24 protein-coding genes are annotated in these 25,921 nt (G+C 71.8%); 14 read left to right on the top strand and 10 right to left on the bottom strand.

Annotation, left to right across the window (positions count from 1 at the left end; genetic code table 11):
• Positions 1-158: 158 nt before the first annotated feature.
• Positions 159-635, bottom strand: coding sequence for a MarR family winged helix-turn-helix transcriptional regulator (locus tag ABZU74_RS01415; protein WP_355416985.1), 477 nt, complete (start codon positions 633-635; stop codon positions 159-161).
• 81 nt (positions 636-716) lie between these two features.
• On the opposite strand from ABZU74_RS01415, the gene ABZU74_RS01410 reads away from it, so the two are divergent.
• Positions 717-1,271: a carboxymuconolactone decarboxylase family protein gene (locus ABZU74_RS01410; protein WP_355416982.1), complete on the top strand. Its 555-nt coding sequence runs from the start codon at positions 717-719 to the stop codon at positions 1,269-1,271.
• Positions 1,272-1,295: 24 nt separating this feature from the next.
• Here the strand turns inward: ABZU74_RS01410 and ABZU74_RS01405 are convergent, their stop codons facing one another.
• Positions 1,296-2,171, bottom strand: coding sequence for an alpha/beta hydrolase (locus ABZU74_RS01405; protein ID WP_355416979.1), 876 nt, complete (start codon positions 2,169-2,171; stop codon positions 1,296-1,298).
• Positions 2,172-2,493: 322 nt separating this feature from the next.
• On the opposite strand from ABZU74_RS01405, the gene ABZU74_RS01400 reads away from it, so the two are divergent.
• Complete coding sequence (locus ABZU74_RS01400) at positions 2,494-3,954, top strand: menaquinone biosynthesis decarboxylase (RefSeq protein WP_355416976.1); 1,461 nt, start codon at positions 2,494-2,496, stop codon at positions 3,952-3,954.
• Complete coding sequence (gene mqnP, locus ABZU74_RS01395; protein WP_355416973.1) at positions 3,954-4,865, top strand: menaquinone biosynthesis prenyltransferase MqnP; 912 nt, start codon at positions 3,954-3,956, stop codon at positions 4,863-4,865. Before ABZU74_RS01400 ends, mqnP begins: the two co-directional genes overlap by 1 nt.
• Positions 4,866-4,887: 22 nt before the next feature.
• On the opposite strand, the gene ABZU74_RS01390 is transcribed toward mqnP, so the two are convergent.
• Entirely contained in the window at positions 4,888-5,871 is a 984-nt protein-coding gene (locus ABZU74_RS01390) for a terpene synthase (protein WP_355416970.1), read from the bottom strand.
• A 153-nt stretch (positions 5,872-6,024) separates the two neighbouring features.
• Here ABZU74_RS01390 and ABZU74_RS01385 point away from each other — a divergent pair, with 153 nt between their 5' ends.
• A complete protein-coding gene (locus ABZU74_RS01385; protein ID WP_355416967.1) occupies positions 6,025-6,654 on the top strand; it encodes a UbiX family flavin prenyltransferase in 630 nt (209 codons plus the stop codon).
• Positions 6,655-6,775: 121 nt separating this feature from the next.
• On the opposite strand, the gene ABZU74_RS01380 is transcribed toward ABZU74_RS01385, so the two are convergent.
• Positions 6,776-7,042 (bottom strand): BldC family transcriptional regulator, encoded by a 267-nt coding sequence (locus ABZU74_RS01380; protein ID WP_007454516.1) that lies wholly within the window; start codon positions 7,040-7,042, stop codon positions 6,776-6,778.
• A gap of 270 nt (positions 7,043-7,312) precedes the next feature.
• On the opposite strand from ABZU74_RS01380, the gene ABZU74_RS01375 reads away from it, so the two are divergent.
• The 3 genes from ABZU74_RS01375 to ABZU74_RS01365 are packed head-to-tail and all read left to right on the top strand — an operon-like array spanning position 7,313 to position 9,776.
• On the top strand, positions 7,313-7,771 hold the full coding sequence (locus ABZU74_RS01375) for an Lrp/AsnC family transcriptional regulator (protein WP_030486226.1): 459 nt from the start codon (positions 7,313-7,315) through the stop codon (positions 7,769-7,771).
• A gap of 50 nt (positions 7,772-7,821) precedes the next feature.
• A complete protein-coding gene (locus ABZU74_RS01370) occupies positions 7,822-8,652 on the top strand; it encodes an SDR family NAD(P)-dependent oxidoreductase (protein ID WP_355416964.1) in 831 nt (276 codons plus the stop codon).
• Between the two features lie 32 nt (positions 8,653-8,684).
• Positions 8,685-9,776: a PLP-dependent cysteine synthase family protein gene (locus tag ABZU74_RS01365; protein ID WP_355416961.1), complete on the top strand. Its 1,092-nt coding sequence runs from the start codon at positions 8,685-8,687 to the stop codon at positions 9,774-9,776.
• Between the two features lie 53 nt (positions 9,777-9,829).
• Here ABZU74_RS01365 and ABZU74_RS01360 read toward each other — a convergent pair whose 3' ends face one another.
• From ABZU74_RS01360 to ABZU74_RS01345, 4 genes are all read right to left on the bottom strand, one after another.
• Positions 9,830-10,459, bottom strand: a complete 630-nt coding sequence (locus ABZU74_RS01360; protein WP_355416958.1) for a putative glycolipid-binding domain-containing protein — start codon at positions 10,457-10,459, stop codon at positions 9,830-9,832.
• Between the two features lie 93 nt (positions 10,460-10,552).
• The gene (locus tag ABZU74_RS01355) at positions 10,553-12,430 is read right to left on the bottom strand and encodes a DEAD/DEAH box helicase (RefSeq protein ID WP_355418196.1); all 1,878 of its coding nucleotides are present in this window, start codon (positions 12,428-12,430) and stop codon (positions 10,553-10,555) included.
• A 353-nt stretch (positions 12,431-12,783) separates the two neighbouring features.
• Positions 12,784-14,436 (bottom strand): hypothetical protein, encoded by a 1,653-nt coding sequence (locus ABZU74_RS01350; RefSeq protein ID WP_355416955.1) that lies wholly within the window; start codon positions 14,434-14,436, stop codon positions 12,784-12,786.
• Positions 14,437-14,550: 114 nt separating this feature from the next.
• Complete coding sequence (locus tag ABZU74_RS01345; RefSeq protein WP_355416952.1) at positions 14,551-16,122, bottom strand: C40 family peptidase; 1,572 nt, start codon at positions 16,120-16,122, stop codon at positions 14,551-14,553.
• A gap of 240 nt (positions 16,123-16,362) precedes the next feature.
• Here ABZU74_RS01345 and mqnE point away from each other — a divergent pair, with 240 nt between their 5' ends.
• The 3 genes from mqnE to ABZU74_RS01330 all read left to right on the top strand — a co-directional run bounded on the left by mqnE (position 16,363) and on the right by ABZU74_RS01330 (position 18,366).
• Positions 16,363-17,532, top strand: a complete 1,170-nt coding sequence (gene mqnE / locus ABZU74_RS01340; protein ID WP_091395685.1) for an aminofutalosine synthase MqnE — start codon at positions 16,363-16,365, stop codon at positions 17,530-17,532.
• A gap of 23 nt (positions 17,533-17,555) precedes the next feature.
• Entirely contained in the window at positions 17,556-17,993 is a 438-nt protein-coding gene (locus tag ABZU74_RS01335; protein WP_091395682.1) for a hypothetical protein, read from the top strand.
• A 73-nt stretch (positions 17,994-18,066) separates the two neighbouring features.
• Positions 18,067-18,366, top strand: coding sequence for a DUF4229 domain-containing protein (locus ABZU74_RS01330; protein ID WP_355416947.1), 300 nt, complete (start codon positions 18,067-18,069; stop codon positions 18,364-18,366).
• Between the two features lie 91 nt (positions 18,367-18,457).
• Here ABZU74_RS01330 and ABZU74_RS01325 read toward each other — a convergent pair whose 3' ends face one another.
• Positions 18,458-19,795, bottom strand: a complete 1,338-nt coding sequence (locus tag ABZU74_RS01325) for a C39 family peptidase (RefSeq protein WP_355416944.1) — start codon at positions 19,793-19,795, stop codon at positions 18,458-18,460.
• 210 nt (positions 19,796-20,005) lie between these two features.
• Here ABZU74_RS01325 and ABZU74_RS01320 point away from each other — a divergent pair, with 210 nt between their 5' ends.
• From ABZU74_RS01320 to ABZU74_RS01305, 4 genes are all read left to right on the top strand, one after another.
• A complete protein-coding gene (locus tag ABZU74_RS01320; RefSeq protein WP_355416941.1) occupies positions 20,006-21,886 on the top strand; it encodes a M14 family zinc carboxypeptidase in 1,881 nt (626 codons plus the stop codon).
• Between the two features lie 355 nt (positions 21,887-22,241).
• Complete coding sequence (locus ABZU74_RS01315; RefSeq protein WP_355416938.1) at positions 22,242-23,171, top strand: ABC transporter substrate-binding protein; 930 nt, start codon at positions 22,242-22,244, stop codon at positions 23,169-23,171.
• Between the two features lie 13 nt (positions 23,172-23,184).
• Positions 23,185-24,282, top strand: a complete 1,098-nt coding sequence (locus ABZU74_RS01310) for an iron ABC transporter permease (RefSeq protein WP_355416935.1) — start codon at positions 23,185-23,187, stop codon at positions 24,280-24,282.
• Complete coding sequence (locus tag ABZU74_RS01305; RefSeq protein WP_355416932.1) at positions 24,279-25,082, top strand: ABC transporter ATP-binding protein; 804 nt, start codon at positions 24,279-24,281, stop codon at positions 25,080-25,082. Before ABZU74_RS01310 ends, ABZU74_RS01305 begins: the two co-directional genes overlap by 4 nt.
• A 17-nt stretch (positions 25,083-25,099) precedes the next feature.
• Here the strand turns inward: ABZU74_RS01305 and ABZU74_RS01300 are convergent, their stop codons facing one another.
• Entirely contained in the window at positions 25,100-25,864 is a 765-nt protein-coding gene (locus tag ABZU74_RS01300; protein ID WP_334505613.1) for a VOC family protein, read from the bottom strand.
• Between the last annotated feature and the right edge of the window lie 57 nt (positions 25,865-25,921).

The following is a 25,921-nucleotide window of genomic DNA, read 5'->3' as shown; positions in this document are numbered from 1 at the left end:
ATGTGGCAGTGTCCCGTGCCCGATGGACCGTTGATCCACTCGGCTTTCCTGAAGTCGGGGTGTCCTGCCGCTTGGGATGCCGCACTTTCCTGAAGCCCGAGTGGATCTTGCGGTGACGGCCCGGCCGAGCTCCGGGCGGCCCGGACCGGCAGCCGCGATCAGCCGCCGAACCAGCCGGGCACGTCGAGCCGGAACCAGTTGGCCGAGGCCATCCTGCCGAGGTCGTCCTCCATGGCGGTGACACGTTCCGGGCCGAGCGTGGCGGCCCACTGTGCGCGCAACCGGTCGAAGATCTCGGCCGAGCGGCGTAGCCCGTCGGCGCCGCGCGCTGTCACCCGGACCAGCCGGCGTCGGGCGTCGGAGGGGTCGTCGACCCGCTCCAGGTAGCCGACGGCGACCAGCCGGTCGACCGTCTTGCCCGCCGCCTGCTTGGAGATGCCCAGCCGTTGGCCCAGCTCGGTGGCGGTGGTGCCGTCCGCGCCGACGGCCTGGAGCACGAACCCGTGCAACGGTCGCAGCTCCGGATGCCCCTCCCGCGCCAGCTCGGCGTGCAGGTCGTCGATCAGCGTTCGGAAGCCGGCCAACAGCAGCAGCGGTAGCGCGAAGCCGGGCCGGGCGGGTTCAGGGGTTGCCATGTTCGTCAACCACGTTTACTATTTCGTCAACCACGTTGACTATCTTACGTCCGTGATCAAGGCTGTGGAAAGTAGGTACCCATGTCCGTCTTCACCGCCCACACCACCGAAACCGCCCCCGCCGCTGCCCGGCGTGCCGTCGAGGGAGTACGCGGCCGGTTCGGTTGGCTGCCGACGCCGGTGGCGCTGATGGCCGAATCACCTCAGCTGCTCGCGGGTTTCCTCAAGGCCAACGCGGGCTTCGAGCAGACCGACCTCACGCCGCTGGAGCAGGAGGTGGTCGTCTTCGCCGTCGCCACCACCAACGAGTGCCACGTCTGCGTCGCCCTGCACACCGGCAGGCTCACCCAGCTCGACGCCCCCGCCGAGCTGACTGCCGCGCTGCGCGACGGCACGGCGCTGCCCGAGCCCCGGCTGGAGGCGCTGCGCCGGTTCACGCTGGCCGTGCTCGACCACCGAGGCGCAGTGCCCGACGACGAGTTGGACGACTTCCTGACCGCCGGCTACCAGCCCCGGCACGCGCTGGACGTGGTGCTCGGCGTCGGCGCGTACACCATGTCCACCTTCGCCAACCGGCTCACCCGGGCACCGCTCGACCCACCGCTGACCGCCCACGCCTGGACGCCGGCAGTCTGACCGGAGACGCCGGTGGGCCGCTGCTCAGGCCGCCCCGAGGAAGTCCCGCAGCAGAGCGAGCATCTCGTCCGGGCGCTCCTCGTACAGCCAGTGCCCGCAGTCCTCGATCACCTCGCCGCGGACCGTGTCGGCGTACCGGCGAACCTGCTCGGCGACCTGCTCACCGAGGCTGGCCGCCGCGCCGACGGCCAGCACCGGCATCGTCAGCTTCGTGTCCCGGTACGCCGCGTTGTCGGCGATGTCCTGCTCGAACGCCCTGAAGTAGGCGAAGCTGGCCCGCAGATGCGCCGGGTCGCGCAGATGGCCGGCGAACTCCTCGATGTCGGGCCCGGCGATGCTGCCCTTGCGCACCATCAGGGCATCGGTGAACCGGTCCACCCAGAGCGACTCCCGCCCGTTGACCAGCTCTTCCGGAAGCCCATTGCCGATGGAGAAGTAACCGAAGTTCCACACCCCGGGCCCGGCCGAGGTGAGCGCGGGGAACGTGTAGATGCTCTCGTCCGGGATCGGCGCTTCGGTGAGCACCAGCCGACTCACCCGCTGCGGATGGGCGGCGGCGTACGCGTACGCCACCATGGTCCCCAGGTCGTGCCCGACCAGCCGGAGGTCACTGACCAGGCCGAGCTGGTCGAGTAGTCCGTGCAGGTCCGCGGCGACCGTCTTCTTGTCATACCCGCCATCCGGGGCGTCGCTGCCCCCGAAGCCGCGCAGGTCCGGCGCGACCACGTCGAAGGAGCGCCCCAACTCGGGCAGCAGGTGCCGCCACATGTACCAGCACTGCGGATATCCGTGCAGCAGCACCAGTGGCGGGCCGCCGCCGCCACGGACGTAGTTCATGCTGATCTGGCCGACCCGCGCCCGTTGCTCGGTGAACCCCGCCGGAACCCGCTCCCCGCCCATAGCCGCCCCCGTCCGCCGCCCGCCCGCGCGCGTCCTCTGCCGGCCGCCCGCCGCCTGCCCGGCTACCCGCTCAACCGGCCGCCATGCCCGCGAGGTGCCGGTCCTGCTGGTCGATCAACTCGCCTTCCTTGAAGTCGCGGTGTCCGGCGGCCCGGGACACCGCGATTTCATGGAACCCGAGTTGATCTAGAAGCGCCGTCCGCCGTCCGCCGTCCGCCGTCCGCCGTCCGCCGTCCGCCGCCCGCCGATCTCGGCGGGCAATCGCGAGCGTCACAGCACCCGGCTTGGGTCGTGCGGGAGGCGGTGCGGGAGACTGGGCGACATGGCGGCTCGTGGCTTCCCGTACACCGATCTCAAGGACTTCATCGCGGCGCTGGAGCGCGCGGGGGAGTTGCGCCGGATCGACGTCCCGGTCGATCCGACCCTGGAGATCAGCGAGGTGGTCACCCGCACGGTGCGGGCTGGCGGCCCGGCGCTGCTCTTCGAGCGTCCGACCCGGGGCGAGATGCCGGTGGCGATCAACCTGTTCGGCACCGAGAAGCGGATGGCGATGGCCCTCGGCGTCGACTCGCTGGATGAGATCGGTGCCCGGATCGGCGCGATGATCAAGCCGGAGTTGCCGGTCGGCTGGTCCGGCATCCGGGAGGGCCTCGGCAAGGTCATGCAGCTCAAGTCGTTGCCGCCGCGCAAGGTGAAGACCGCCCCCTGCCAGGAGGTCGTCTACCGGGGTGACGACGTCGACCTGAACCGGCTGCCGGGGTTGCAGGTCTGGCCCGACGACGGTGGCATCTTCCACAACTACGGGCTGACCCACACCAAGCACCCGGAAACCGGCAAGCGCAACCTCGGCCTGTACCGGCTCCAGCAGCACGGCCGCAACACCCTGGGCATGCACTGGCAGATCCACAAGGACTCCACCGCGCACCACGCGGTCGCCGAGCGGCTCGGGCAGCGCCTGCCGGTCGCGATCGCCATCGGTTGCGACCCGGTCGTCTCGTACGCGGCCAGCGCACCCCTGCCCGGCGACATCGACGAATACCTGTTCGCCGGGTTCCTGCGCGGCGAGCGGGTGGAGATGGTCGACTGCCTCACCGTGCCGTTGCAGGTGCCGGCGCACGCGCAGATCGTGCTGGAGGGCTACCTGGAGCCGGGTGAGCGACTGCCCGAGGGGCCGTTCGGCGACCACACCGGTTTCTACACGCCGGTCGAGCCGTTCCCCGTGCTGCACATCGAGGCGATGACCATGCAGCGCAAGCCGGTCTACCACTCGATCGTCACCTCGAAGCCGCCGCAGGAGGACCACGGCCTCGGCAAGGCCACCGAGCGGATCTTCCAGCCGCTGCTCAAGCTGATGATCCCGGACATCGTCGACTACGACCTGCCGGCTGCGGGCGTCTTCCACAACTGCGCGATCGTCTCCATCCGCAAGCGCTACCCGAAGCACGCGCAGAAGGTGATGAACGCGATCTGGGGCGCGCACCTGATGTCGCTGACCAAGCTGATCGTGATCGTCGACGAGGACTGCGACGTGCACGACTACAACGAGGTGGCCTTCCGGGCCTTCGGCAACGTCGACTATGCCCGCGACCTGCTGCTCACCGAGGGTCCGGTGGACCACCTCGACCACTCGTCGTACCAGCAGTTCTGGGGCGGCAAGGCTGGGGTCGACGCGACCCGCAAGCTGCCCACCGAGGGCTACACCCGCGGGTGGCCGGAGGAAATGACCATGGCCCCCGAGGTCACGGCCCTGGTCGACAAGCGCTGGAAGGAGTACGGAATCTGATGGCCGTCCTCGACGCACCGGCCGCGACGCCGGGCCGGACCAAGTCCTTCCTGAGGCTCGTCGCCGTCGAGCACTCCGTCTTCGCGCTGCCGTTCGCGTTCCTCTCGGCGCTGGCCGCCATGCAGGTCAACGGCGGGCGGGTGCGGTGGCTCGACCTGCTGCTGATCACCGTGGCGATGGTCGGGGCGCGGACGTTCGCGATGGCCGCCAACCGGATCCTCGACCGCCAGATCGACGCGCGGAACCCGCGTACCGCCGGCCGGGAACTGGTCACCGGAGCGGTGAGCGTGCGGACGGCCTGGACCGGCGCGGCCGTCGCGCTGGTCGTCTTCCTCGTCGCGGCCGCCCTGCTCAACCCGCTCTGCCTGGTGCTCGCACCGCTCGCCGTGGTGCCGTTGGTCGTCTACCCCTACGCCAAGCGGTTCACCAACTGGCCGCACGCCATCCTCGGCATCGCCCAGGCGGTCGGCCCGGTCGGCGCCTGGCTGGCGGTCACCGGCACCCTGGACGGCTCCGGGCCGGCCTGGCTGCTCGGCGCCGCGGTGGGGCTGTGGATCGGCGGCTTCGACCTGATCTACGCCTGCCAGGACTCCGAGATCGACCGGGAGATCGGCGTGCACAGCGTGCCCGCCCGGTACGGTAGGCGCTTCGCGCTGCACGCCTCCTCGGTCGCGCACGTGGTGACCTTCGCGCTGTTCATCTGGTTCGGCGCGCTGATCGGTCTCGGCTGGCTCTGGTGGATCGGGCTGGCGCTGACCGCTGTGGCGTTCGCCTACCAGCACCTGGTGGTCACCCCCACCGACCTCAGCAAGGTCAACCGGGCGTTCTTCACCGCCAACGGGTTCGTCGGCATCGCGCTGTTCCTCTTCGCACTGCTCGACCTGGTGATCCGGCTCGGCCTACGGCCCTGAGGCTGAGCCAGCCCGGCTCGGCCTACGGTCCTGAGGCTGGCGGTGTGGTGCTGACGGGGTAGCGGGCGCTCTCGAACGTCCAGTCGATGGTCCCGCGCACGGCGTACGCGATCCCGTCGAGATGGTCGGCGACCGCCTCGTCCAACGCCGGGCCGAACGACGGCATTGCGGCTCGCAGCGCGACGAAGCGTCGCATCGCCTCCCGCCAGCGCTCGGCCGCCCGTTCGACCGCCTCCGCCTCCGGTACGGCCAGTTCGGCCTGGACGGCGAGGACCAGGTTGTGCCCGCCGGCGGTCGTCCGGTCCCGTTCCAGCGAGGCCAGGTCGTTGTACCAGGAGAGCAGGTCGTTGCCGGTGCGGGCGATCTGACGCAGCAGCGGGTGGTGGTAGACCGGGTCGGGCAACGGCCGACCGCTGACGAACTCCACCAGCGGGTACGACACCTCCGCCGCCGAGGTCGACCGACGCAGCTCGACGTACTCGTCGACGCTGGGACGGCGGCCGGCCTCCTTGTTGGCCGCCTCCTGCCAGGTGCCGTCGAGGTGCCGGGCCACCGCGTCGGCGAAGCGCTGCCGCCATTGGGCCGGCATCCGGCGGCGCGGCTCCCGCCAGGCCAGCACCAGCAGTCGCCGCAGCGGGCCGGTCAGCCCGGCCTGCCGCAGCCGGGTGCCGTCGTGCAGCAGCGCCAGCGTGCCGTTGCGCAGCGCCCGGATCTGCTCCGGGGTCAACCGATTCGGCCCGTCGCAGGCATCGTCGACCAGGAAGAACCAGGTGAACAGCGCGGCCAGCACCCGCAGGTCGGCTTCGCTCGCCGCCGGGTAGAGCCGCCCGGCGTACCGGGCGAAGGCCCCCCGGGACAGCCGGTGCAGTGCGGCGTCGTCCAGTGGAAGGCCGAGCTCCGGCAGCACACCGAGCAGCCAGCCCTGCACACGATCGGCGTGCGGTGAGAGCCGGGACGGGATCGGACACTCGGCACGCAGCGCCCGGAGGATCTCGCTGGTCGTCACCGATGTCTCCTCTGCGAGATGGTTCCGGTGCGAATTGCCCAGCGGCAGCATCTCAGGTCGTTGGGATGCGCAGGTGCCCCGCCCGACATGTCGGACCGGACCAACCCCGGGGGTGCCCACCAGCGGGTCAGCCGGACCAGGCAGGCTGGGGGCATGCGGGAACCATGGGTGGTCGGGGTCTCCGGTGCCTCCGGTACGCCGTACGCGGCGGCCGTCATCGGCGGACTGCTCGACGCGGGCGAGCCGGTGGACCTGATCGTGTCCCGGGCGGCGCGACTCACAGTGCTCGACGAGACCGGCCGGCCCTTCCGTGACGGGCACTGGGCCGAGGACCTCGCCGCCTGGCTCGACCGGGACCTGACCACTGCGGATGTGCGGCACTGGCCGGCCGGCGACCTGGCCGCCGGGCCGAGCAGTGGCTCCTACCGGGTACGCGGGATGACAGTGGTCCCGGCCAGCACGGCAGCCTGCGCGGGCATCGCGATCGGGCTCTCCAAGGACCTGTTGCAGCGCGCAGCCGAGGTCAACCTCAAGGAACGCCGTCCCGTGGTGCTGGTCCCTCGGGAGACGCCGGTGACCCGCAGCCATCTGGAGCATCTGATCGCGCTGCACGACGCGGGCGCGGTGGTGCTGCCGGCCAGCCCTGGCTTCTACGGCGCCGGCGCGGCGGCCAGCGCGCAGCAACTGGTCGACTTCGTGGCCGGCAAGGTGCTGGACGCGCTCGGCGTTCCGCACACCCTGTTCCGGCGGTGGTCCGGCCAGCTCGGCGCAGCCCGAAGCTGAGCCGTCCGCTCAGGCTGAGCACCCGTTGTGCTGCTCAGCAGTGGTGTTGCCGCCCGGCGGTTGGCCGAGCGGGACGCGGACCGGACTGGTGTCCGGTCCGCGTGGCGTTGTCCGCACCAGTTCAGTACATGCCGGCGTTGGCCGGACCCGGCCCCGTCGATGCGGCCGGTCCCACATTGCGTGGCTTTCCGACCTCATCCACCTCGTCCAGCATGCCCTCCCCCTCAAGCAGGGCTCGCACCTCGGATTCCCGAAACCGGCGATGCCCGCCTGGAGTCCGGATGCTTCCTATCCGGCCGGCCGCCGCCCATCTCGTCACAGTTTTCGGGTCTACCCGAAACAGCGCGGCGACCTCACCCGGTGTCAGCAGGCGATCTCCAGTGTCCACAGCCCCCTCCTCGCGTCGACGAAGCCCCCGGCTGAACACACTGCCCCCGGCTGGTGCGTAGCCCAGAGCCGTCATGAGGGACGTATGGCAATTACAGCACCAGGGACATGGCCTGTCCGCCCAAACGCGAAAAATGCACTGAGTGGGGAGTTAGTAATGTTACTGGTGCTACCTCTGCCCTGACCGGCGGTTTATGAACAGTGACTCGCCGCTCAGTCCAACGGGTGCCGAAGGCCGCACGTTACGCGTCAAAGGTTAGGGTCACTCTCTGTGGATGCCATCGACCTGAGCCTCGTCGACCTGCTGCGAGGCAACGCCCGCCTCTCGTACGCCGAGCTGGCCCGACAGGTGGGCCTCTCGGCCCCGGCCGTGCACGAGCGGGTCGGCAAGCTGGAGAGCAGCGGCGTGGTCCGGGGCTACCGCGCGGACGTGGCACCCGAGTCGATCGGGTTGGGTGTCACAGCGCTGATCGGCATCGTCGAGGACTCCGGCGCCGACACCGACGACATGCTCGAATCGCTGCGGGTGCTGCCCGAGATCGAGTCCTGCTACTTCATGGCCGGCGTGGAGTCGTTCCTGCTCAAGGCGCGGGTCGGCACGATCGCCGAGCTGGAGCAGTTGATCGTGCGGTTGAACCGGACACCGGGGGTGGCCTCCACCCGTACCGCCATCGCGCTCTCCACCAAGTGGGAGAACCGCCCCCAGCCGGTCGGCCCGCCCGCGGCCTGACCGCCGCGTACCCCTGGTGTCGCCCGGGCGGCCGGCGGTAGCGTGCGCCGATGACTCCGTCGGCGCGTCCCGTGGCCGTGGTGACCGGCGCTGCCGGGGGCCTGGGCCGCGCCATCGCCACCGCGCTGCACGTTGACGGCTGGTCGGTGCTGCTCACCGACCTCGACCCGGTGGCGGTGCAGACCGCCGCGGCGCCGCTCGGCGGCTGGTCGGCCGCCCTGGACGTCCGGGACGAGGACGCCTGCGCCGCCATCGCCGCGACCGCCGTGAGCCGGGGCGACCTCGCCCTCTGGGTCAACAACGCAGGAATCCTGGTCACCGGGGCATCCTGGGAGCACGACGCCCCGACCCGCCGTCGGGTGCTCGACGTGAACGCCCTCGGTGCCATGAACGGCACCCTCGCCGCACTGACCGTGATGCGCGGGCAGGGCCACGGCCACGTGCTCAACGTCGTCTCGTTGGCCGGGCTGGTCGCCGCGCCCGGTGAGACGGTGTACGCCGCGAGCAAGCACGCCCTGCTGGCGTTCAGCCTCGGCACCCTGTCCGACCTGCGGATGGCCGGCTACCGCCGGGTGCACGTCTCCTGCCTATGCCCGGACGGCATCTGGACCCCGATGCTGCACGATCGGCTGGACGACCCGGGGGCGGTGGCCTCGTTCACCGGGTCGATGCTGACCGCGCAGCGGGTGGCGGCCCGGGCGGTCCGGCTGGCCCGCCGGCCACGTCCGGTGGTCAGCCTGCCCCGCTGGCGAGGAGCGCAGGTGCGCCTGTTGGACGCGCTGCCCAGGCTGGCCGTCGCGCTGACCCCGCTCGTCCGGGCCGCCGGCCGCGCCGGTCAGCGCCGCCAACGCCGCAGGTCAGCCCCGCCGGACCGGCGCTGATCGCCGCTGGCCGGCTTGCTAGGTTTCCGAGCGTGACTCATCTCGACCGGTGCGACGAATCCAGCCGGACCTGGGTGACCGAGGCGATCGCGACCGTCGAGGCGGACGCGAACCGCTCGGCCGACACCCACCTGCTGCCGTTCCCGCTGCCCCGGGAATGGGGGATCGACCTGTACCTCAAGGACGAGTCGTCGCACCCCACCGGCTCGCTGAAGCACCGGCTGGCCCGCTCGCTGTTCCTCTACGGGCTCTGCAACGGCTGGATCGGCCCGCGCACCACGATCGTCGAGGCGTCGTCGGGTTCCACCGCGGTCTCCGAGGCGTACTTCGCCCGGATGCTGGGCCTGCCGTTCATCGCGGTGATGCCCGCCTCCACCTCGCCGGAGAAGATCGCGCAGATCGAGTTCCAGGGCGGCCGGTGCCACCTGGTGGACGACCCGGCAGGCGTGGTGGTCGAGGCCCGGTGGCTGGCCGAGGACTCCGGCGGGCATTTCATGGACCAGTTCACCTACGCCGAGCGGGCGACCGACTGGCGGGGCAACAACAACATCGCCGAGTCCATCTACGCGCAGCTGGAGCTGGAGCGGCACCCGATCCCCGCCTGGGTCGTGGTGGGCGCCGGCACCGGGGGCACCAGCGCGACAATCGGCCGGTACGCCCGGTACCGCCGGCTCGCCACCAAGCTCTGCGTCGTCGACCCGGAGAACTCGGCGTTCTACCCGGCCTGGCTGGCCGCCGACTGGTCGGTACGGACCGGGAAGGGCTCCCGGATCGAGGGGATCGGCCGGCCCACCGTGGAGGCGTCGTTCCTGCCCTCGGTTGTGGACCGGATGGTCCAGGTGCCGGATGCGGCGTCGCTGGCCGCCATGCGAGCCGGATCGGCGCTGCTCGGCCGCCGGGTGGGCGGGTCAACCGGCACCAACCTGTGGGGCGCGTTCGGCCTGATCGCCGCCATGCTCGCCGAGCGTCGGACCGGCTCGGTGGTCACGCTGATCTGCGACCCGGGCGACAGGTACGCCGACACCTACTACGCCGACGACTGGGTGGCCGCCCAGGGCCTCGACCTGACCCCGCACCTGGCCACCATCGACCGCTTCCTGGCCAGCGGGGCCTGGCCCGCCTGAACCGCTCAGCGGGCCCGGCCGGTTTGAACGCTCAGCGGGGCCTGGCAACCGGGTCAGCGCGGGTCGATCCGTTCGGCCAGCCCGGGGTAGCGCACCACGTAACCGCTGTCGTCCAGGTCGATGTCGGCAGTGAAGGTGCCGCTGGCGAAGCGCACCCGACCCGGCCCGAGCCCGGTGTAGATCTGCTCGGCCGGCACCACCTCCAGGCCGGGCAGCAGCACCCAGGCGACGGTGATCCGGTGTGCCACATCGGCCGGCTCCGCCGCCATCCGGAGCCGGTGGACCGGCAGGGTGTTGAACAGCGGCGAGCCGCTCAGGTCGACGTCGAGCGCGTCGGCCAGCCGGTCCGGGTCGTCAGTGCCGGGCAGGCCGGCCCGGGGATGACCGGCTGCGACCAGAGCCGCGTCCAGGTCGCCCTGCTCGGCGGTGGTCACCCGCCAGCGGCCCGCAGCCCGCTCCAGCGTCACCCGGCGCAGCCAGCCGAGCCCCTCGGCCTCGACCTCGACCCGGGTGGTGGCCCAGTCCGGCGTGGTGGTCACCTGGTAGCGGGCGGCCCACGGAATCGGGTCCACGGCGAGCACTGTGCCCCGGGCCGCCAACCCGTGGCCGTCGTCGAGCAGAACCTGCTCGCTGCCGGCGGTGTCCGTCCGGGACCAGAAGATTGACTTCGGCATGGTCGGCATGAGCCGGACGTTACGCGACCTGCTCCGCATCGGCAGGGCATGCGCGAACGCCGCCGTGAAGCCTGGGCTTCACGACGGCGTTCGGTAAATCAATCAGTGGGTACGCGCCGGCGGTCGCCCGCCGAAACCGCGCCGATCGTCGCGCGGGCGGTCCTCGCGCGGCCGGTCGTCGCGGGGCCGGTCGTCCCGGACCCGGCCCTCCGGGCGGAAACCACCCCGAGCGTCCCGGTCGCCGAAGCGCCGCTCACCCTGTGGCCGGTCACCGAAGCGCCGCTCGCCCTGCGGGCGGTCGCCGTAGCCACGGTCACCCTGCGGCCGGTCGCCGAACCGACGCTCGCCCTGCGGACGGTCGCCGTAGCCGCGCTCGCCCTGGGGGCGGTCGCCGTATTGGCGGTCACCCTGCGGGCGGTCGCCGAAGCGGCGTTCGCCGGTGGGTCGGTCGCCGTAGCGCCGCTCGCCCTGGGGGCGGTCGCCGTAGCCCCGGTCGCCCTGTGGCCGGTCGCCGAAGCGCCGGTCGCCCTGCGGACGGTCGCCGAACCGACGCTCGCCCTGCGGACGGTCGCCGTAGCCCCGGTCACCCTGGGGGCGGTCGCCGTACTGGCGGTCACCCTGCGGGCGGTCGCCGAAGCGCCGTTCGCCGGTGGGCCGGTCGCCGAAGCGCCGGTCGCCCTGCGGGCGGTCGCCGGAGCGGCGCTCGCCTCCGGTGCGGTCGCCGAACCGGCGCGGCCCCCCGGCCCGGTCGTCGAACCGGCGCGGGCCGCCGGAGCGGTCGCCGTAGCCCCGGGGCTCCACCTCGACCCGGACCGGAACGCCACTGGGCTCGCGCGCGCCGACCAGCTCGGCCAACGCCGCGTCCCCGACCCGGACCCGGGTCTCGGCCGGCGCGACGCCGGCCTTCTCCATCATCGCCAGGGTGGTGCGGCGCTGCTTGGGCAGCACCAGCGTGGCAACCGCGCCCGACTCGCCGGCCCGGGCGGTACGCCCCGCGCGGTGCAGGTAGTCCTTGGGGTCCTTCGGCGGGTCGACGTGCAGCACCAGCGTGACCCCGTCGACGTGGATGCCCCGGGCCGCCACGTCCGTGGCGACCAGCACGTTCATCCGGCCCTCACGGAACTCGGCGAGCGTCTTGGTGCGCATCCGCTGGGTCTTGCCGCCGTGCAGCCCACCGGCGCGTACGCCGACGGCCGCGAGCTGCTCGACCAGCCGGTCCACCCCGAGCTGGGTACGGGCGAAGACCATGGTCCGGCCATCCCGGGCGGCGATCGAGGCCGCCACCGGGAACTTCTCGTGCGGCGGGATCAACAGCATGTGGTGGTCCATGGTGGACACCGAGGCGGTGGACGGCGCTGTGGAGTGGGTGACCGGGTCGGTCATGAACCGTTTGACCAACGCGTCGACGTCACCGTCCAGAGTGGCCGAGAAGAGCAGCCGCTGACCGTTCGCGGGCGTCTTCGCCAGCAGCTCGGTCACCTCGGGCAGGAAGCCCATGTCGGCCATCTGGTCGGCCTCGTCGAGCACCGTGACCTCGACGTCGTCGAGCTGGCAGATGCCTCGCTCGATGAGGTCGCCGAGCCGGCCCGGGGTCGCCACGATGATCTCCACGCCGCGGCGCAGCGCGTCGATCTGACGGTCGTACGGAACGCCACCGACGGCGGTCTTGAGGAAGATGCCGACGGACTTGCCCAGCGGCACCAAGGCGTCGTTGACCTGCATGGCCAGCTCGCGGGTGGGCACCAGGACCAGGGCGCGCGGACGCATCGGCCGGGCCCGGTTGCGAAGGGCCAGCCGGGCGATCATCGGCAGACCGAAGGCGAGCGTCTTGCCCGAACCGGTCTGCCCGCGGCCCAGCACGTCGCGGCCGGCGAGCGCGTCCGGGACGGTGGCCCGCTGGATCTCGAACGGGCTGGTGATGCCCTGCTGCGCCAGGGCGCGGACCAGCGGCTCGGGCAGGCCGAGAGCGGCGAAGCTGATCGGCTCAGCGGTCTCGGTCGGCTCGGCCTGCGCGGTCGCTACCGGCGCGGTGCCGGCCTCGCTCGGGGCGGCGTCGAGCTGCTCCCGGGCGACGTCGGCCGCCGGGACTGAGTTGAAAACGGACGTAACGGTGCTGGGGTCAGCAGAGGTGGTCAACAAAAACCTTTCGAGCGGGGCGCATCTTCGCGATGGCCTGCCGCGGCTGTACCGCCGGATCGCCCGCAAGATCGCCCAGGGGCGCACACCACGCGCGCCGGGTCAGTGATCTCACCCAGTGTACGGCGGTCTGGCGAAGCCGCCAGCCGGTTGACCAACGGTAGTGGGCGGACTCACCATCGTCGCCACTCGCTGGCTCACCCGTTGAGCACGCTGCCCACCAGACCGTCCAGGGCGTCGCCGGCCAGCAGGACGACCGCGACACTGATCGCCACCAGCAGCCCCAGAGCGGCGGCCAGGACGATCATCACCCGGGTGTTACTGGACCGCTCGGCCGGCGTGTCCGACCAGCCCTGGGCCAGGATGTGCCCGGTCAACGAGCCGGACGTCTCCACCGCGTTGGCGGGTATCGCGATAGTGGTGAAACCGGCGCCCTCGCCGTTGCCGTAGACGGTGCCGGCCAGGTCGGCGCCCCCGTCGTACCGCGCACCACGGGCCCCGGCCGCGTCCCGTCCGGCGGAACCAGCCGGTGGGCTGCTCGGCGGCGCGGTCATTCGGGAGTTTCCGGTGCTGTTCCGGGGCGACGAAGGCGCCCCAGCGGTGGACGGTGGCCAGCTCGGCAGCGCGGGCGCGGGCACCACCGGCGGCGCGGAGGGAGCCGTCCCGGTCCATCCGCCACCGGACGTCGGCCGGTTCGCCGCTGCGGTGGACGGCCAGCCGGCCGGCGGCGCGGAAACCGGCGCGGTGGCGCGTACACCGGGCGTGTCGTTCATCGCCGGGGGCGGCGGAAACGGCGGTGCCGGCATCGGGCCGGGCGGGGCCGGTGGTGCCGGCACCGGCGGACCAGGCGGCGGCAGCGGCGGGCTCGGGACGGGCGGCGACGGCGGGCCGGGGATGGGCGGCACCGGCGAGGGCGGTGGGATGGGCGGACCCGGAACGGGCGGAACCGGACCGGGCGGCGGCGTGGGTCGGGGTTCCGGCGTCGGCGCCGGTCCGGGCGGGTAGGGACCCGGGGCTGGCGCGGGCTCCGGTTCTGGGGGCGACGGCTGGGTCGGCCCGGGACCCGGTGGCGTGGGCTCCGGCTCCGGAGTCGACGGGGTCAGGGGCTGGGCCGGCTCGGCACCCACCGGCGCGGCCCGGTAGACGGCGGGCGCGCTCTCCCGGCGATCGGGGGTGCCCAGGGCACTGGCCGTGCCCCGGCTGCTGCTCGGAACCGTGGCGCTGGCCCGGGCCGGCGCGGCGGAGTCGTTCCGCTGCCCCGGCAACGACACGTCGGTGGGGCTGGCCGAGCCGGTCGCACGGTAGGTGGTCGCGGTGACCGGAGCGCTGGCCGGCAGGTCACTGCGGAGAGCCCCGGCGGTCACCACGCTGGCGCGTGCGCGTACCGGTGCGGCGGCCTGACCCGGGCGCGCGTCGACCGCGTCCGACTCCCTGGGGTCGGTCCCGGTCCCGGACGCGTCCGCGCCAACGAAAGCGGGGTCGGCGCCGGCGGGTACGTCGTCGACACCGGCCGGTACGTCGTCAGCGGCGTCGATCGAGGCGTCCGCGACGACCGGTGCCGTGCCGCCGCTCGCCGAGCTGGCGTCGCTCTCGGCCGTGCTGTCGTCAGTCGAGTTGGTGTCGCTGGCGGCCGGGCTGGTGTCAGCCGGGCTGGCGTCGCCGCCTGCCGGACTGTCGTCAGCCGGGCTGGCGTTGCCGGCGGCCGAGCTGTCGTCAGTCGAGCTGGTGTCGCTGGTGGCGTCCGGGCTGGTGTCGCTGGCAGCCACCGGGTCGGCGGTCTCCGGCCCTGGTGGGCCGGCCTGATCGACCAGGGGGTCGACAGTCTCCGCCGGATCTCTCTGCTCGACCATTTCCGCCCTCCGCGCCATGCTCGCACCCGGACCCGTGACGTCGAGTCGGATGTGCCTGGTTGTCACGGTGCCACAGATCGTCCCGAGCGGACAGCCGGAGCCGATCGTGGCGGATCAGCCCGCGGTGCTCGGGCTGCCCGTTGCGCTGCTACTGCCCGTCGCGCTCGTGCTGGCCTTCGGCGTGGTCGTCGGAGACATGCTGGTCGGCGCGGTGGTCGGTGCCGAGGGCAGGGTTGTCGGGGTGTTGCTCGGGGTGCTCGACGGCTTCGGCGTCTTGCTGGCCGTCGGCGTGGGCGTCGGGCTGGTCGTCAGCGTCGGCGTCGACGTCGGATTGGTGGTCTTCGTCGGCGTCGGCGTGGGCTTGGTGGTCTTCGTGGGCGACGGGGTGGGCGTCGGTTTGGTGGTCTTCGTCGGTGACGGCGACGGCGTGGGCGGCGGCTTCGGGGTCGAGACGGGCGGATTGGTCACGACCGGTGCCGGCACCGCGCCGATCACCCGGGTGGCGGCATACAGCCGGGACCAGCGGACGACCGAGATCTTGACGACGTCGCCCGTGGTGGGTGCCTGCACCATCTTGCCGTTGCCGATGTACATGCCGACGTGGTGGATCGTCGTCCAGCTGCTGCCCGAGGCGAAGAAGAGCAGGTCGCCGGGGAGCAGCGCGCTCTGCGGAACGGTGCGGCCACGGGTGGCGGCGTACTGGTCACGGGAAACCCGGGGCAGGTCGAAGTAGTCGGCGCCGGGGGACCGGTACGCCGCCCACATCAGGCCGGAGCAGTCGAACTGGTCCGGCCCCTCCTCGGACCACTTGTACGGATCGCCGAGCTGGGCGAGCGCGTAGCGGACCGCGGCGAGTGCGCGGGGGTGCGCGGCCATGCCGCTGATGCTCTGGTTGGAGACGTAGCCGGCGCCGATCTGCTGCTCGGCGGCTTCCTGCTGACGTTCGATCTCGATCATCGCGGCGGCGTTGTCCCGGCGCAGCTTGAGCAGGCTTGCCTCGGCGGTGCGGAGGGCCGTCTCACCGGCGGTGAACTCCGCCTCGGCGGCGGCGAGCAACTCCTTGGCCTCGCTGTGCTTCTGGTACGCCGCCTGCTCACCGGCGCGGGCCCGGGACAGCTCCCCGGCCACTCCGGTGGTGCCGCCGTCGACCTTCTCGCCACGGGTGATCGCCTGGAGGCGGCTCAGCCCACGGATGTCCTCGGCGAGGTCGCCCGGCGGCAGCGCGGCGGCCGCCTTGATGGCCTCGGCGGCGGCGGTGTCGGCAGTCTGCTGGGCCCGGAGCAGGGCGTCCTGTGCGGTCGCCAGCGCCTTGCCGGCCGCGTCGAGCTGCGCCTGCGCGTCGACGCGTTTCTGCCGGCTCACCAGCAACGCCTCGCCGAGCGCGCCGACCTGGACCTCGCCGGCGGAGACCGCGGCGGCCAGTGGGCCGTTGCCGATGTTGACCACCGGCGGGGCGGGCACGCCGGCGACCGGTGCGCCGCCGGGCAGTTGGAGCGAGCCGGTGACCGCCGGGCGTGAGCCGGTGTCCGGCACTGTGGTCGGCACGCCGGGCTCCGCGTACGCGGGGGTGGCCAGTACGGCTGCGGCGATCGCGCCGAGCAGGGCGGCCCAGAGCTTCGGACGCAGGACCGGCGAGATCACCGGGCTCCGTCGTCGCTGCCGTCGCCCGCGCCCGCTGTAGACCATGCCGCTCCCCGTCCGACTGCCTCTCGCCGCGCTCGGTGGGCGCGGACCGTCGGGACGGTACCAGTGTGTGTGTTCCGCCCCACCTTGTTACTACCGCACCTCGCCACCCTTGTCGATGCGTTGGCGGGTTACGGGAGGCTGAGAGTCTGGTGAAGTGGGTCGCTGCCGGCGACCGTGCCGCAGGACCCGTCGGCGCCGCGACGTACGCTCGATCCGGACCGCAGGTGGAAGGGACGTGCCATGGACGCCGGACTCAAGCGTGAGCTCGAAGCGAAGGTGTACGCCGGTGAGCGGCTGACCCGGGAGGACGGGGTCGCCCTCTACGAGAGCGACGACCTGACCTGGTTGGGGCGGCTGGCGCACCACAAGCGCACCGAGTTGAACGGCGAGCGGGTGATGTTCAACGTCAACCGGCACCTCAACCTGACAAACGTCTGTTCGGCGTCCTGTGCGTACTGCTCGTTCCAGCGCAAGCCGGGCGAGAAGGACGCGTACACGATGCGCATCGACGAGGCGGTCCGCAAGGCCAAGGAGATGGAGGACGAGCAGCTCACCGAGTTGCACATCGTCAACGGCCTGCACCCCACGCTGCCCTGGCGTTACTACCCGAAGGTGCTGCGCGAGCTGAAGGCGGCGCTGCCGAACGTCAAGCTCAAGTGCTTCACGGCGACCGAGGTGCAGTGGTTCGAGAAGATCAGCGGCCTGAGCGCCGACGAGATCCTCGACGAGCTGATGGACGCCGGCCTGGAGTCGCTGACCGGTGGTGGCGCGGAGATCTTCGACTGGGAGGTCCGGCAGCACATCGTCGACCACGCCTGCCACTGGGAGGACTGGTCGCGCATCCACGCCCTGGCGCACAGCAAGGGCATGAAGACCCCGGCGACCATGCTGTACGGCCACATCGAGGAGCCTCGGCACCGCGTCGACCACGTGCTGCGGCTGCGCGAGTTGCAGGACGAGACCGGCGGCTTCGCTGTCTTCATCCCGCTGCGCTACCAGCACGACTTCGTCGACTCGGCGGACGGCAAGATCCGTAACCGGATCCAGGCGCGTACCACGATGGCCTCGCCGGCCGAGTCGCTGAAGACGTTCGCCGTCTCCCGGCTGCTCTTCGACAACGTGCCGCACCTGAAGAACTTCTGGGTGATGCACGGGCTGTCGGTGGCCCAGCTCTCGCTGAACTTCGGCGTGGACGACCTGGACGGCTCCGTCGTCGAATACAAGATCACCCACGACGCCGACTCGTACGGCACCCCGAACACCATGCACCGCGACGACCTGCTGCACCTGATCTGGGACGCCGGCTTCCAACCGGTCGAGCGGGACACCCGCTACAACGTGGTCCGGGAGTACGACAAGGCCCCGTCGCTGGCCGAGCGGCGCGCCGAGCCGCAGCAGGTCTGGGCCTGAGCCACCACGTACCCTCGCAGTCGATGACCGAGCAACGAGGACCTGAGCAGCAGAGCGGGTTTCCCCGCCGGGACGCCGAGGGGCGCATCCGTACCCTGGGCGATCTGCTCGGGGTGTGCCTGGCCGGCCTGGTCATCGGCGTGCTCGCGTTGGTGTTGTTCGACTGGGCGTTCGCCTCGATCGGCGCTGGCGACTTCGGGCACACGAACGGTTGGCTGGCGGTGATCCTGCCGGCCTGGCTGTTCTGGGACGACTTCCGGGCCTGGGAGTTCGGCGCGGCCCGGGTGGTGGCGGCGGTGGTCGCCGCTGCCGTCGGGGTGTTCGCGGGGCTGCTGATCGCCGGTCTGGGCGCGGGGTTGCCGCCGCTGCTCTCCGGCGCGTTGGCGGCGGGAGCGTTCACCGTGGCGTACGCGGCCCTCTGGTTCCCGGGCGTCCGTTGGCTGGCCCGCCGGACCGGCTGACCACGACCGCCCGCCGGGCGGCTCGACACTTCCGCCGGCAGTGGCGGGCGACGGAGAGAACGGAGTGGTGCAGGTGAGCGCCGCGCTCAAGTACACGCTGGGCCGGATCGGGCTGTTCGTCGCCGTGCTGGCGGGCCTCTGGCTGATCGACATGAACGTGTTCCTGAAGCTGATGCTGGCGTTGGTGTTCTCCGCCGCGCTCTCCTTCTTCCTGTTGCGCGGTTGGCGGGACGAGATGGCCGGCGAGATCGCCGAAGCAGCCGAGCGCCGCCGCACCGAGAAGGAACGCCTCCGCTCGGCCCTGGCCGGCGAGGACCACCCCACCCCCGACCCCCAGCGCCCCGACCCCCAGCACCCCGACTCCCAGCGTTGATCATGAAGTTGTTGCCACGACACGCCGGTCGGCCGGGCAATAACTTCATGATCAACCGCGTGGGGGCGGGGGGCCAGGCAGGGTGGGTGGGTTACCAGTTGGTGGAGCCGGGGACCATGGGCCAGGGCCTTGAGACCGGCTTGATCAGGTAGGCGATGCCGCCGGAGCCGCCGGAGACGCCGCCGCTGGCGTTGATGCGCTTGGTCCGCAGCCAGATCTGCTCGAACTGCGCACGCTTGTAGACGTTGCGCACCACGTCGTTGCTGGACGAGGCGGGGTCGTTGACGATCACGTCGCCGTCGGCGGTGAAGCCGACCACCACGAAGAGGTGCCCGGAGGTGCCGTAGTTCGCCCCGTCCAGCTCGCTGGCGAGGAAGGACTGGCTGGTCACCACGGGGATGCCGGCGGCGATGAAACGCTCCAGCTCGTCCAGCGAGTGCAGCCGGGTCACCCGGCCCTCCAGCCCGGGGAAGCTGGCCGCGTACGCGGTGTTGAACGGCCAGTTGCCGGCGCCGTCGTACGCGTAGTCGTAGGTCATCCGCGCCGCGTGGTTCACCGTCGGGTCGGGGTAGGTCGGGTCCACCCAGGAGGTGTCGGCCGCTGAGGGTTTGCGCCCCCAGTACTCGACCACCATCTCGGTGGAGGTGGGCGAGCACCACGCCTCGCCCCCGCCGTCGTACTCGGGGTAGTGCCCACTGTGCACGTTCTGCGAGTAGCGCGGCACCGGCAGCTCGACGCCCCAGGCGATGTGCCCGGCGCTCGGCGGGACGGTGAACCGGTCCGGCACTGTGGAGCTCATCGCGCCCAGCATCCGGACCACCGGCGCGGCGGTCTGCCCGGGTGCCCGGTAGAGGGTCAGCTTGAGCTGGTAGGACCGGAGCAGCACCCCGGCGGCGGCGTCGTCGATGCTGAAGGTGTCGGTCCAGATCGTCGAGAAGGGGTCACCCTGCCGGTTGACGCTGGTCCGCTTGATGTCGGTGTCGCCGGACGCCCAGCGACCCAGGACGTACCACGGGGTCTGGTCGCCGCTGGTGTAGTTGCCCTGCATCTCCACCTGGATCCAGGTGCCGGCGGGGGTCTCCGCGTTCCAGGAGGCGATCAGCTCGGTGGCGTCGAACCCGATCCCGGTCACCGGCGAGGTCCAGGTGCCGTACTCCCAGGTGCGGGTGGCGCCGGTGTGCGGGTCCGCGTACTCCATGGTGCCGGCCGGGCGGGCCAGGGTGACGCCCGCTCGGGCGCTGGGCACGACGCGGGTGCCGGCCCGGCTGCCCCGGTGCCAGTCGGCGGGCCCGGACCAGTCCTGGTAGGTGATCTGCTCGTCGTGGGCGGGGGCGGGCGGGTGGGCCGCCAGCGCGGGTGCGGCGCTGGTGAGCAGGGTGAGCGTGGTGACGCCGGCGAGGGCGGCCGCGCGCAGGCGGGATCTGGCCATGGGTGCTCCGCGGTGTCGAGGGGGCATCGTCGCTGGTCAGTTTTCTCCTTGGAGGGAAGTTTCGCCAGACGTTGATAGGTGGAAAATCATTGCCGCCGTGATGATCCACCTGGGATGCATATCGCAGCGATCAATATTGATATGACCATGTGACAGGTGGTGAAGTGTCCTTCACCGAGCGGGATCTCCCGCCCATCGAGGAGGTAGTCCATGGCCCTCCGCACGCCCATTCCCCTCCGCCGTGTCCTGGTGCTCGCTGTTGTCACCGGGCTGGGCATCGTCACCGTCGCCGCCGGTCCGGTCGCCGCCCGACCGGCACCGGACCGCACCGCCGAGCCGGCAGCCGCCGCCAGCTACCGGGTGCTCGGGCCCCGGACCCTCGCCGACCGCAACGCGGTGGCCCGCACCGGAGCGGCCATCGACTACTCCGAACACGGCGTGCTGCACATCTCGGCCACTGCGGCAGAGGCCGCCGCGCTCGGCAAGCTCGGCTTCCGGCTGGAGCCGCTCGCCCCGCCGCCCAACGCCGAGCGCGGCGCCGGCGACTTCGGCACGCAGGCCTTCCCGCCGGCCGACTCCAACTACCACGACTACGCGGAGTTGACCGCCGTCGTGAACCAGGTCGTCGCCGACCATCCGGCAATCGCCCGCAAGATCAGCATCGGTTCGTCGTACGAGGGCCGCGACCTGATGGCGGTGAAGATCTCCGACAACGTCGGCACCGACGAGAACGAGCCGGAGATCCTGTTCAACTCCCAACAGCACGCCCGTGAGCACCTGACCGTCGAGATGGCGATCTACCTGCTCAACCTCTTCACCGACAGCTACGGCAGTGACTCCCGGATCACCAACATCGTCAACGGCCGGGAGATCTGGATCGTGCCGACGGTCAACCCGGACGGCAGCGAGTACGACATCGCCACCGGGTCGTACCGGTCCTGGCGCAAGAACCGGCAGCCCAACAGCGGCTCGTCGAACGTCGGCACCGACCTGAACCGCAACTGGGGCTACAACTGGGGTTGCTGCGGCGGCTCGTCCGGCACCACCTCGTCGGAGACCTACCGGGGACCATCGGCGTTCTCCGCGCCCGAGACGCAGGCGCTGCGCAGCTTCGTCAACGGCCGGGTGGTCGGCGGGGTGCAGCAGATCAAAGCCAACATCGACTTCCACACCTACTCGGAGCTGGTGCTCTGGCCGTACGGCTACACCACGGCGAACACCGCGGCCGGGATGAACGCGGACCAGTACAACACCTTCGCCACGATCGGCCAGCAGATGGCGGCCACCAACAACTACACCCCGGAGCAGTCCAGCGATCTCTACATCACCGACGGGGACAGCCTCGACTGGATGTGGGCCACCCACAACATCTGGGCGTACACCTTCGAGATGTACCCGGGCTCGTCCGGTGGCGGCGGCTTCTACCCGCCCGACGAGGTGATCTCGGCACAGACCTCGCGCAACCGGGAGGCGGTGCTGCTGCTCAGCGAGTACGCCGACTGCCCGTACCGGGCCATCGGCAAGCAGGCGCAGTACTGCGGCGGCGGTGGTGGCACCACGGTCTGGTCGGACACCTTCGAGACCGCCACCGGTTGGACCATCAACCCGGCCGGCACCGACACCGCCACTGCCGGCGCGTTCGAGCGGGGTGCCGCCCAGGCGACCACGTCCTCGGGAGCCAAGCAGCTCACCCCGTACGCCGGGTCCAACGACCTGGTCACCGGCCGGCTGGCCGGCTCAGCCGCCGGTGACTACGACGTCGACGGCGGCGTGACGAGTGCCCGGTCCCCGGCGGTGACCCTGCCGTCGTCCGGCACGCTGACCCTCTCGCTGGCCTGGTACCTGGCGCACGGCTCGAACGCCTCGTCGGCGGACTACCTGCGGGTGAGCGTGGTGCACAACGGCGGCACCACAGCGCTGCTCACCCAGGTCGGCGCGGCAAGCAACCGCAACGGGAGTTGGGCGGTCGCCAACCTCAACCTCACCCCGTACGCCGGCCAGTCGGTCCGCGTGCTCGTCGAGGCGGCCGACGCGTCCGGAGCCAGCCTGGTGGAGGCGGCTGTGGACAACGTCACCATCACGTCCTCCTGATCGGGTGGGGCCCCGTCCCGCCCCGGCGGGGCCCCACCACCCGCTCCCGAGCCTCCAGATACGGGACATATCCCCTCTGTGTCGCGCTCCGGTCGATCGTCCGGCGCCGATCGATCCTTGATCGATCCGGCATCTCGTGGCGGTGCGCTACCGTCTTAGCGACCAGTCCGCAGCGAAGCCGGTGCTAAACCCGGCGCTGTCCCGCAACTGTGATGCCCCACCGGTCGGTGGGGACGAGCCAGGTCGCCTACGGATCGGTCGCGATACGCGCTCTCGAGGAAGGGCGCCTCGTGGGCGGGCGTACGAAAGTCCCTGTCGGCGAAGCACCACACTCCTCGACCGACAGGAGGCCCCCATGTTCAGACGTACCCCTCGGCTCTTCGCGGCGACCCTCGCGGTCACCGCGCTCGCCCTCGGCGCCTGCGCCGAGAAGGCCGACGACCAGCCCAGCGCCGGCACCGCGGCCGCGGCCTACCCGGTCACGGTCGGCGCGCTCACCCTCGACAAGCGGCCCGAGAAGATCGTCGTGCTGTCGCCCAGCGCCACCGAGATGCTCTTCGCGATCGGTGCCGGCCCGCAGGTCACCGCCGTCGACGACCAGTCGAACTACCCGGCAGACGCGCCGAAGACCGACCTCTCCGCCTTCCAGCCGAACGCCGAGGCGATCGCCGGTAAGAACCCCGACCTGGTGGTGCTCTCCGACGACCGCAACAAGATCGTCGAACAGCTGGGCAAGTTGAAGATCCCGGTGTACCAGACCCCGGCGGCGACCACGCTCGACGACTCGTACCGGCAGATCACCGAGCTGGGCACGCTGACCGGGCACGCCGACCAGGCCACCGACGTCAGCACCCGGATGAAGGACGACATCGCCAAGCTGGTCAAGGACCTGCCACAGCGTGCCGAGAAGCTCACCTACTTCCATGAGCTGGGCCCGGAGCTGTACAGCGCCACCAGCAAGACCTTCATCGGCTCGCTCTACAGCCAGGCCGGCCTGACCAACATCGCCGACCCCGCCGACGCGGACGGTAAGAACTTCGGCTACCCGCAGCTGTCCCAGGAGTTCATCGTCAAGGCCGACCCGGACTTCGTCTTCCTGGCCGACGCCAAGTGCTGCCAGCAGAACGCCGACACGGTCAAGGCGCGCAGTGGCTGGGCTGGCCTCACCGCGGTGAAGAACAACCAGGTCATCGCCTTGGACGACGACATCGCCTCCCGCTGGGGCCCGCGGGTCGTGGACCTGCTCCGGGTCATCATCGACGCGGTCGCCAAGGTGCCCGCGTGACAGTCGTCCGTCGGTGACCGGGCTGCTGTCTGCGGCCCGGTCCGCCGAGCCGCTATCCGCGGCCCGCCCTGCCGGGCTGCGCAAGCGGTGGCTGGTCGCCGGGTTGTTCGCGGTGCTCGTCGCGCTCGTCGTCGGGGTGTCGCTCGGCCCGGTGAGCCTGCCACCGGGCAGCGTCGCCGCCGAGCTGCTCAACCTGTTTCCCGGAGTGCACCTCGACAGCGGGCTGACCGAGCGTGAGATCGCGATCGTCACCGAGCTGCGCCTGCCCCGGGTGGTGCTGGGCCTGCTCGTCGGCGGTCTGCTCGCCCTCGCCGGTGGCTGCTACCAGGGCGTGTTCCGCAACCCGCTGGCCGACCCGTACCTGCTCGGGGTGGCCGCCGGCGCCGGCCTCGCGGTCACCGCGGCGATCGCCCTCGGCGGCGCCGGCCGGCAGGGCACGCTCTCCGGGCTGCCGATGACCATTCCGTTGGCCGCGTTCGCCGGTTCCCTGCTGGCCGTCACGATGACCTACGTGCTCGGGGCGGCCGGCGGGCGACGCGGGTCACCGGCGATGCTGATCCTGGCCGGGGTGGCGGTCTCCGCGTTCCTCTCCGCCGGGCAGACGTACCTGCTGCAACGACACGCCGACAGCATCCAGCCGGTCTACTCCTGGCTGCTCGGCCGGCTGGCCACCGCCGGTTGGCACGACGTGCTGCTGGTGCTGCCGTACGCCGCGCTGACCACTGTGGTGGTGCTGCTGCACCGCCGCGAGCTGGACGTCCTCGCGGTCGGCGACGACGAGGCGAGAAGCCTGGGCCTGCACCCGCAGCGCACCCGCTACCTGCTGATCGCCGCCGCCTCCCTGGGCACCGCGGCGGCGGTCTCCGCGACCGGCCTGATCGGGTTCGTCGGCATCATCGTCCCGCACACCGTCCGGCTGCTCGCCGGGTCCAGCTACCGGGTCATCCTGCCGATGTCACTGCTGTTCGGCGGCGCGTTCCTGGCGCTGACCGATGTGGCGGCCCGCACCGTCGCCGCTCCGTCCGAGCTGCCGATCGGAGTGGTCACCGCCCTACTGGGTGGCCCGTTCTTCGTCCTCGTGCTGCGGACCGCCCGGCGAGTGCTCACGTGAGCCGCGAATCCGCCGCCGGCGCGCCGGCCGTCGAGGTGCGCGGGCTGCATGTCGACCTCGGTGGCACACCGATCCTCACCGGAGTCGATCTCACCGTCGCCGTCGGCGAGTGGGTCACTGTGATCGGTCCGAACGGCGCCGGCAAATCCACACTGTTGCGCGCCGTCGGCGGCCTGCTGCCCGCGCCGAAGGCGATCACCCTCTTCGGTACGCCGAGTGCCGCGCTGCGCCGTCGGGACCGCGCCCGGATAGTGGCCACGGTGGCACAGTCCCCGGTGGTGCCGCCCGGCATGTCGGTGCTCGACTATGTGCTGCTCGGCCGCACCCCGTACATCCCGACCCTGGGCCGGGAGTCGACCGCCGACGTCGACGCCGTGCACGAGGTGCTGGGGCGGTTGGACCTCGCCGGCTTCCACCGACGCGAACTGGCCACCCTCTCCGGCGGCGAACGGCAGCGGGTGTTCCTCGCCCGCGCGCTCGCCCAGGGCGCGACGCTGCTGCTGCTCGACGAGCCGACCAGCGCGCTCGACATCGGCCACCAGCAGGACGTGCTCGAAGTCGTCGACCAGCTGCGCCGCGAGCACGGCCTGACCGTCCTGGCCACGATGCACGACCTCTCCCTGGCCGGTGAGTACGCCGACCGGATGGTGATGCTCGCCGCCGGTCGGGTGGTGGCCGCCGGGACTCCGCCCGAGGTGCTGACCGAGGAGCTGCTCGCCACCCACTACCGGGCCAGCGTCCGGGTGGTCCCCGGCGCCCACGGCCCCCTGGTGGTCCCCGTCCGGCCCACCCGCCCCTGATCGCGCAGGCGCTGGGGTCAGGGGCCGAGGTCGATGACGGAGAAGAGGGCGCCCTGGGGGTCGCGGAGGGCGGCGAAGCGGCCCGCCGGGATGTCGCGGGGCGGGACCAGGATCGTTCCGCCCAGCTCGGAGGCGCGGGCCGCGGCCGCGTCCGCGTCGGCCACCGCGAAGTAGACCGTCCAGTACGCGGGCAGATCGGCCGGGAAGTCGTCGGCAAGCGGCGGCATCATCCCGGCGACGATCTGCGTCCCCAGCCGCCACCCGGTGTACGTCATCGCGCCCACCGCCTGGTCGTCGGGCTGCCAGCCGAACACCAGCTCGTAGAAGACCTTCGCGCCCTCGGGGTCGGGGGTGACCAGCTCGTTCCAGCTCATCGCGCCCGGCACGTTGAACACCTCGGCACCGGCCATGGCCAGCGGCTGCCAGACGCTGAACGTGGCGCCGGCCGGGTCGGCGAAGACCGCCATCCAGCCCCGGTCGAAGACTTCGAACGGTGGTACGACGACCTGCCCGCCGGCCCGTTCGACCCGGCCGGCGACCAGTTGGGCGTCGTCGGTGGCGAGGTACGTCGACCAGATCGGAACCTGGTCCGGGATCGCCGGCGGGCCGGCACCGGCCACCGGCTTGCCGTCGAGCAGGAAGACCGTGTAGCCGCCCGCCTCGGGCTCCGGCGTCACCTGGCCGGTCCAGCCGAACAGCTCGGGGTAGAAGCGCCGGGCGTCGGTCAGGTCCGGGGTGGCCAGGTCGGCCCAGCAGGGCGTACCCGGCGGGACGGTGCTCACGTCAAGACCCCTCTCGGCCCGGGCGGCCACGGCGGCCCCCTGCCGGAATCCTGGCAC

Source organism: Micromonospora sp. NPDC005171, assembly GCF_040608575.1.
Classification (GTDB): domain Bacteria; phylum Actinomycetota; class Actinomycetes; order Mycobacteriales; family Micromonosporaceae; genus Micromonospora.
This window is presented reverse-complemented; position numbering and strand designations above follow the sequence as displayed.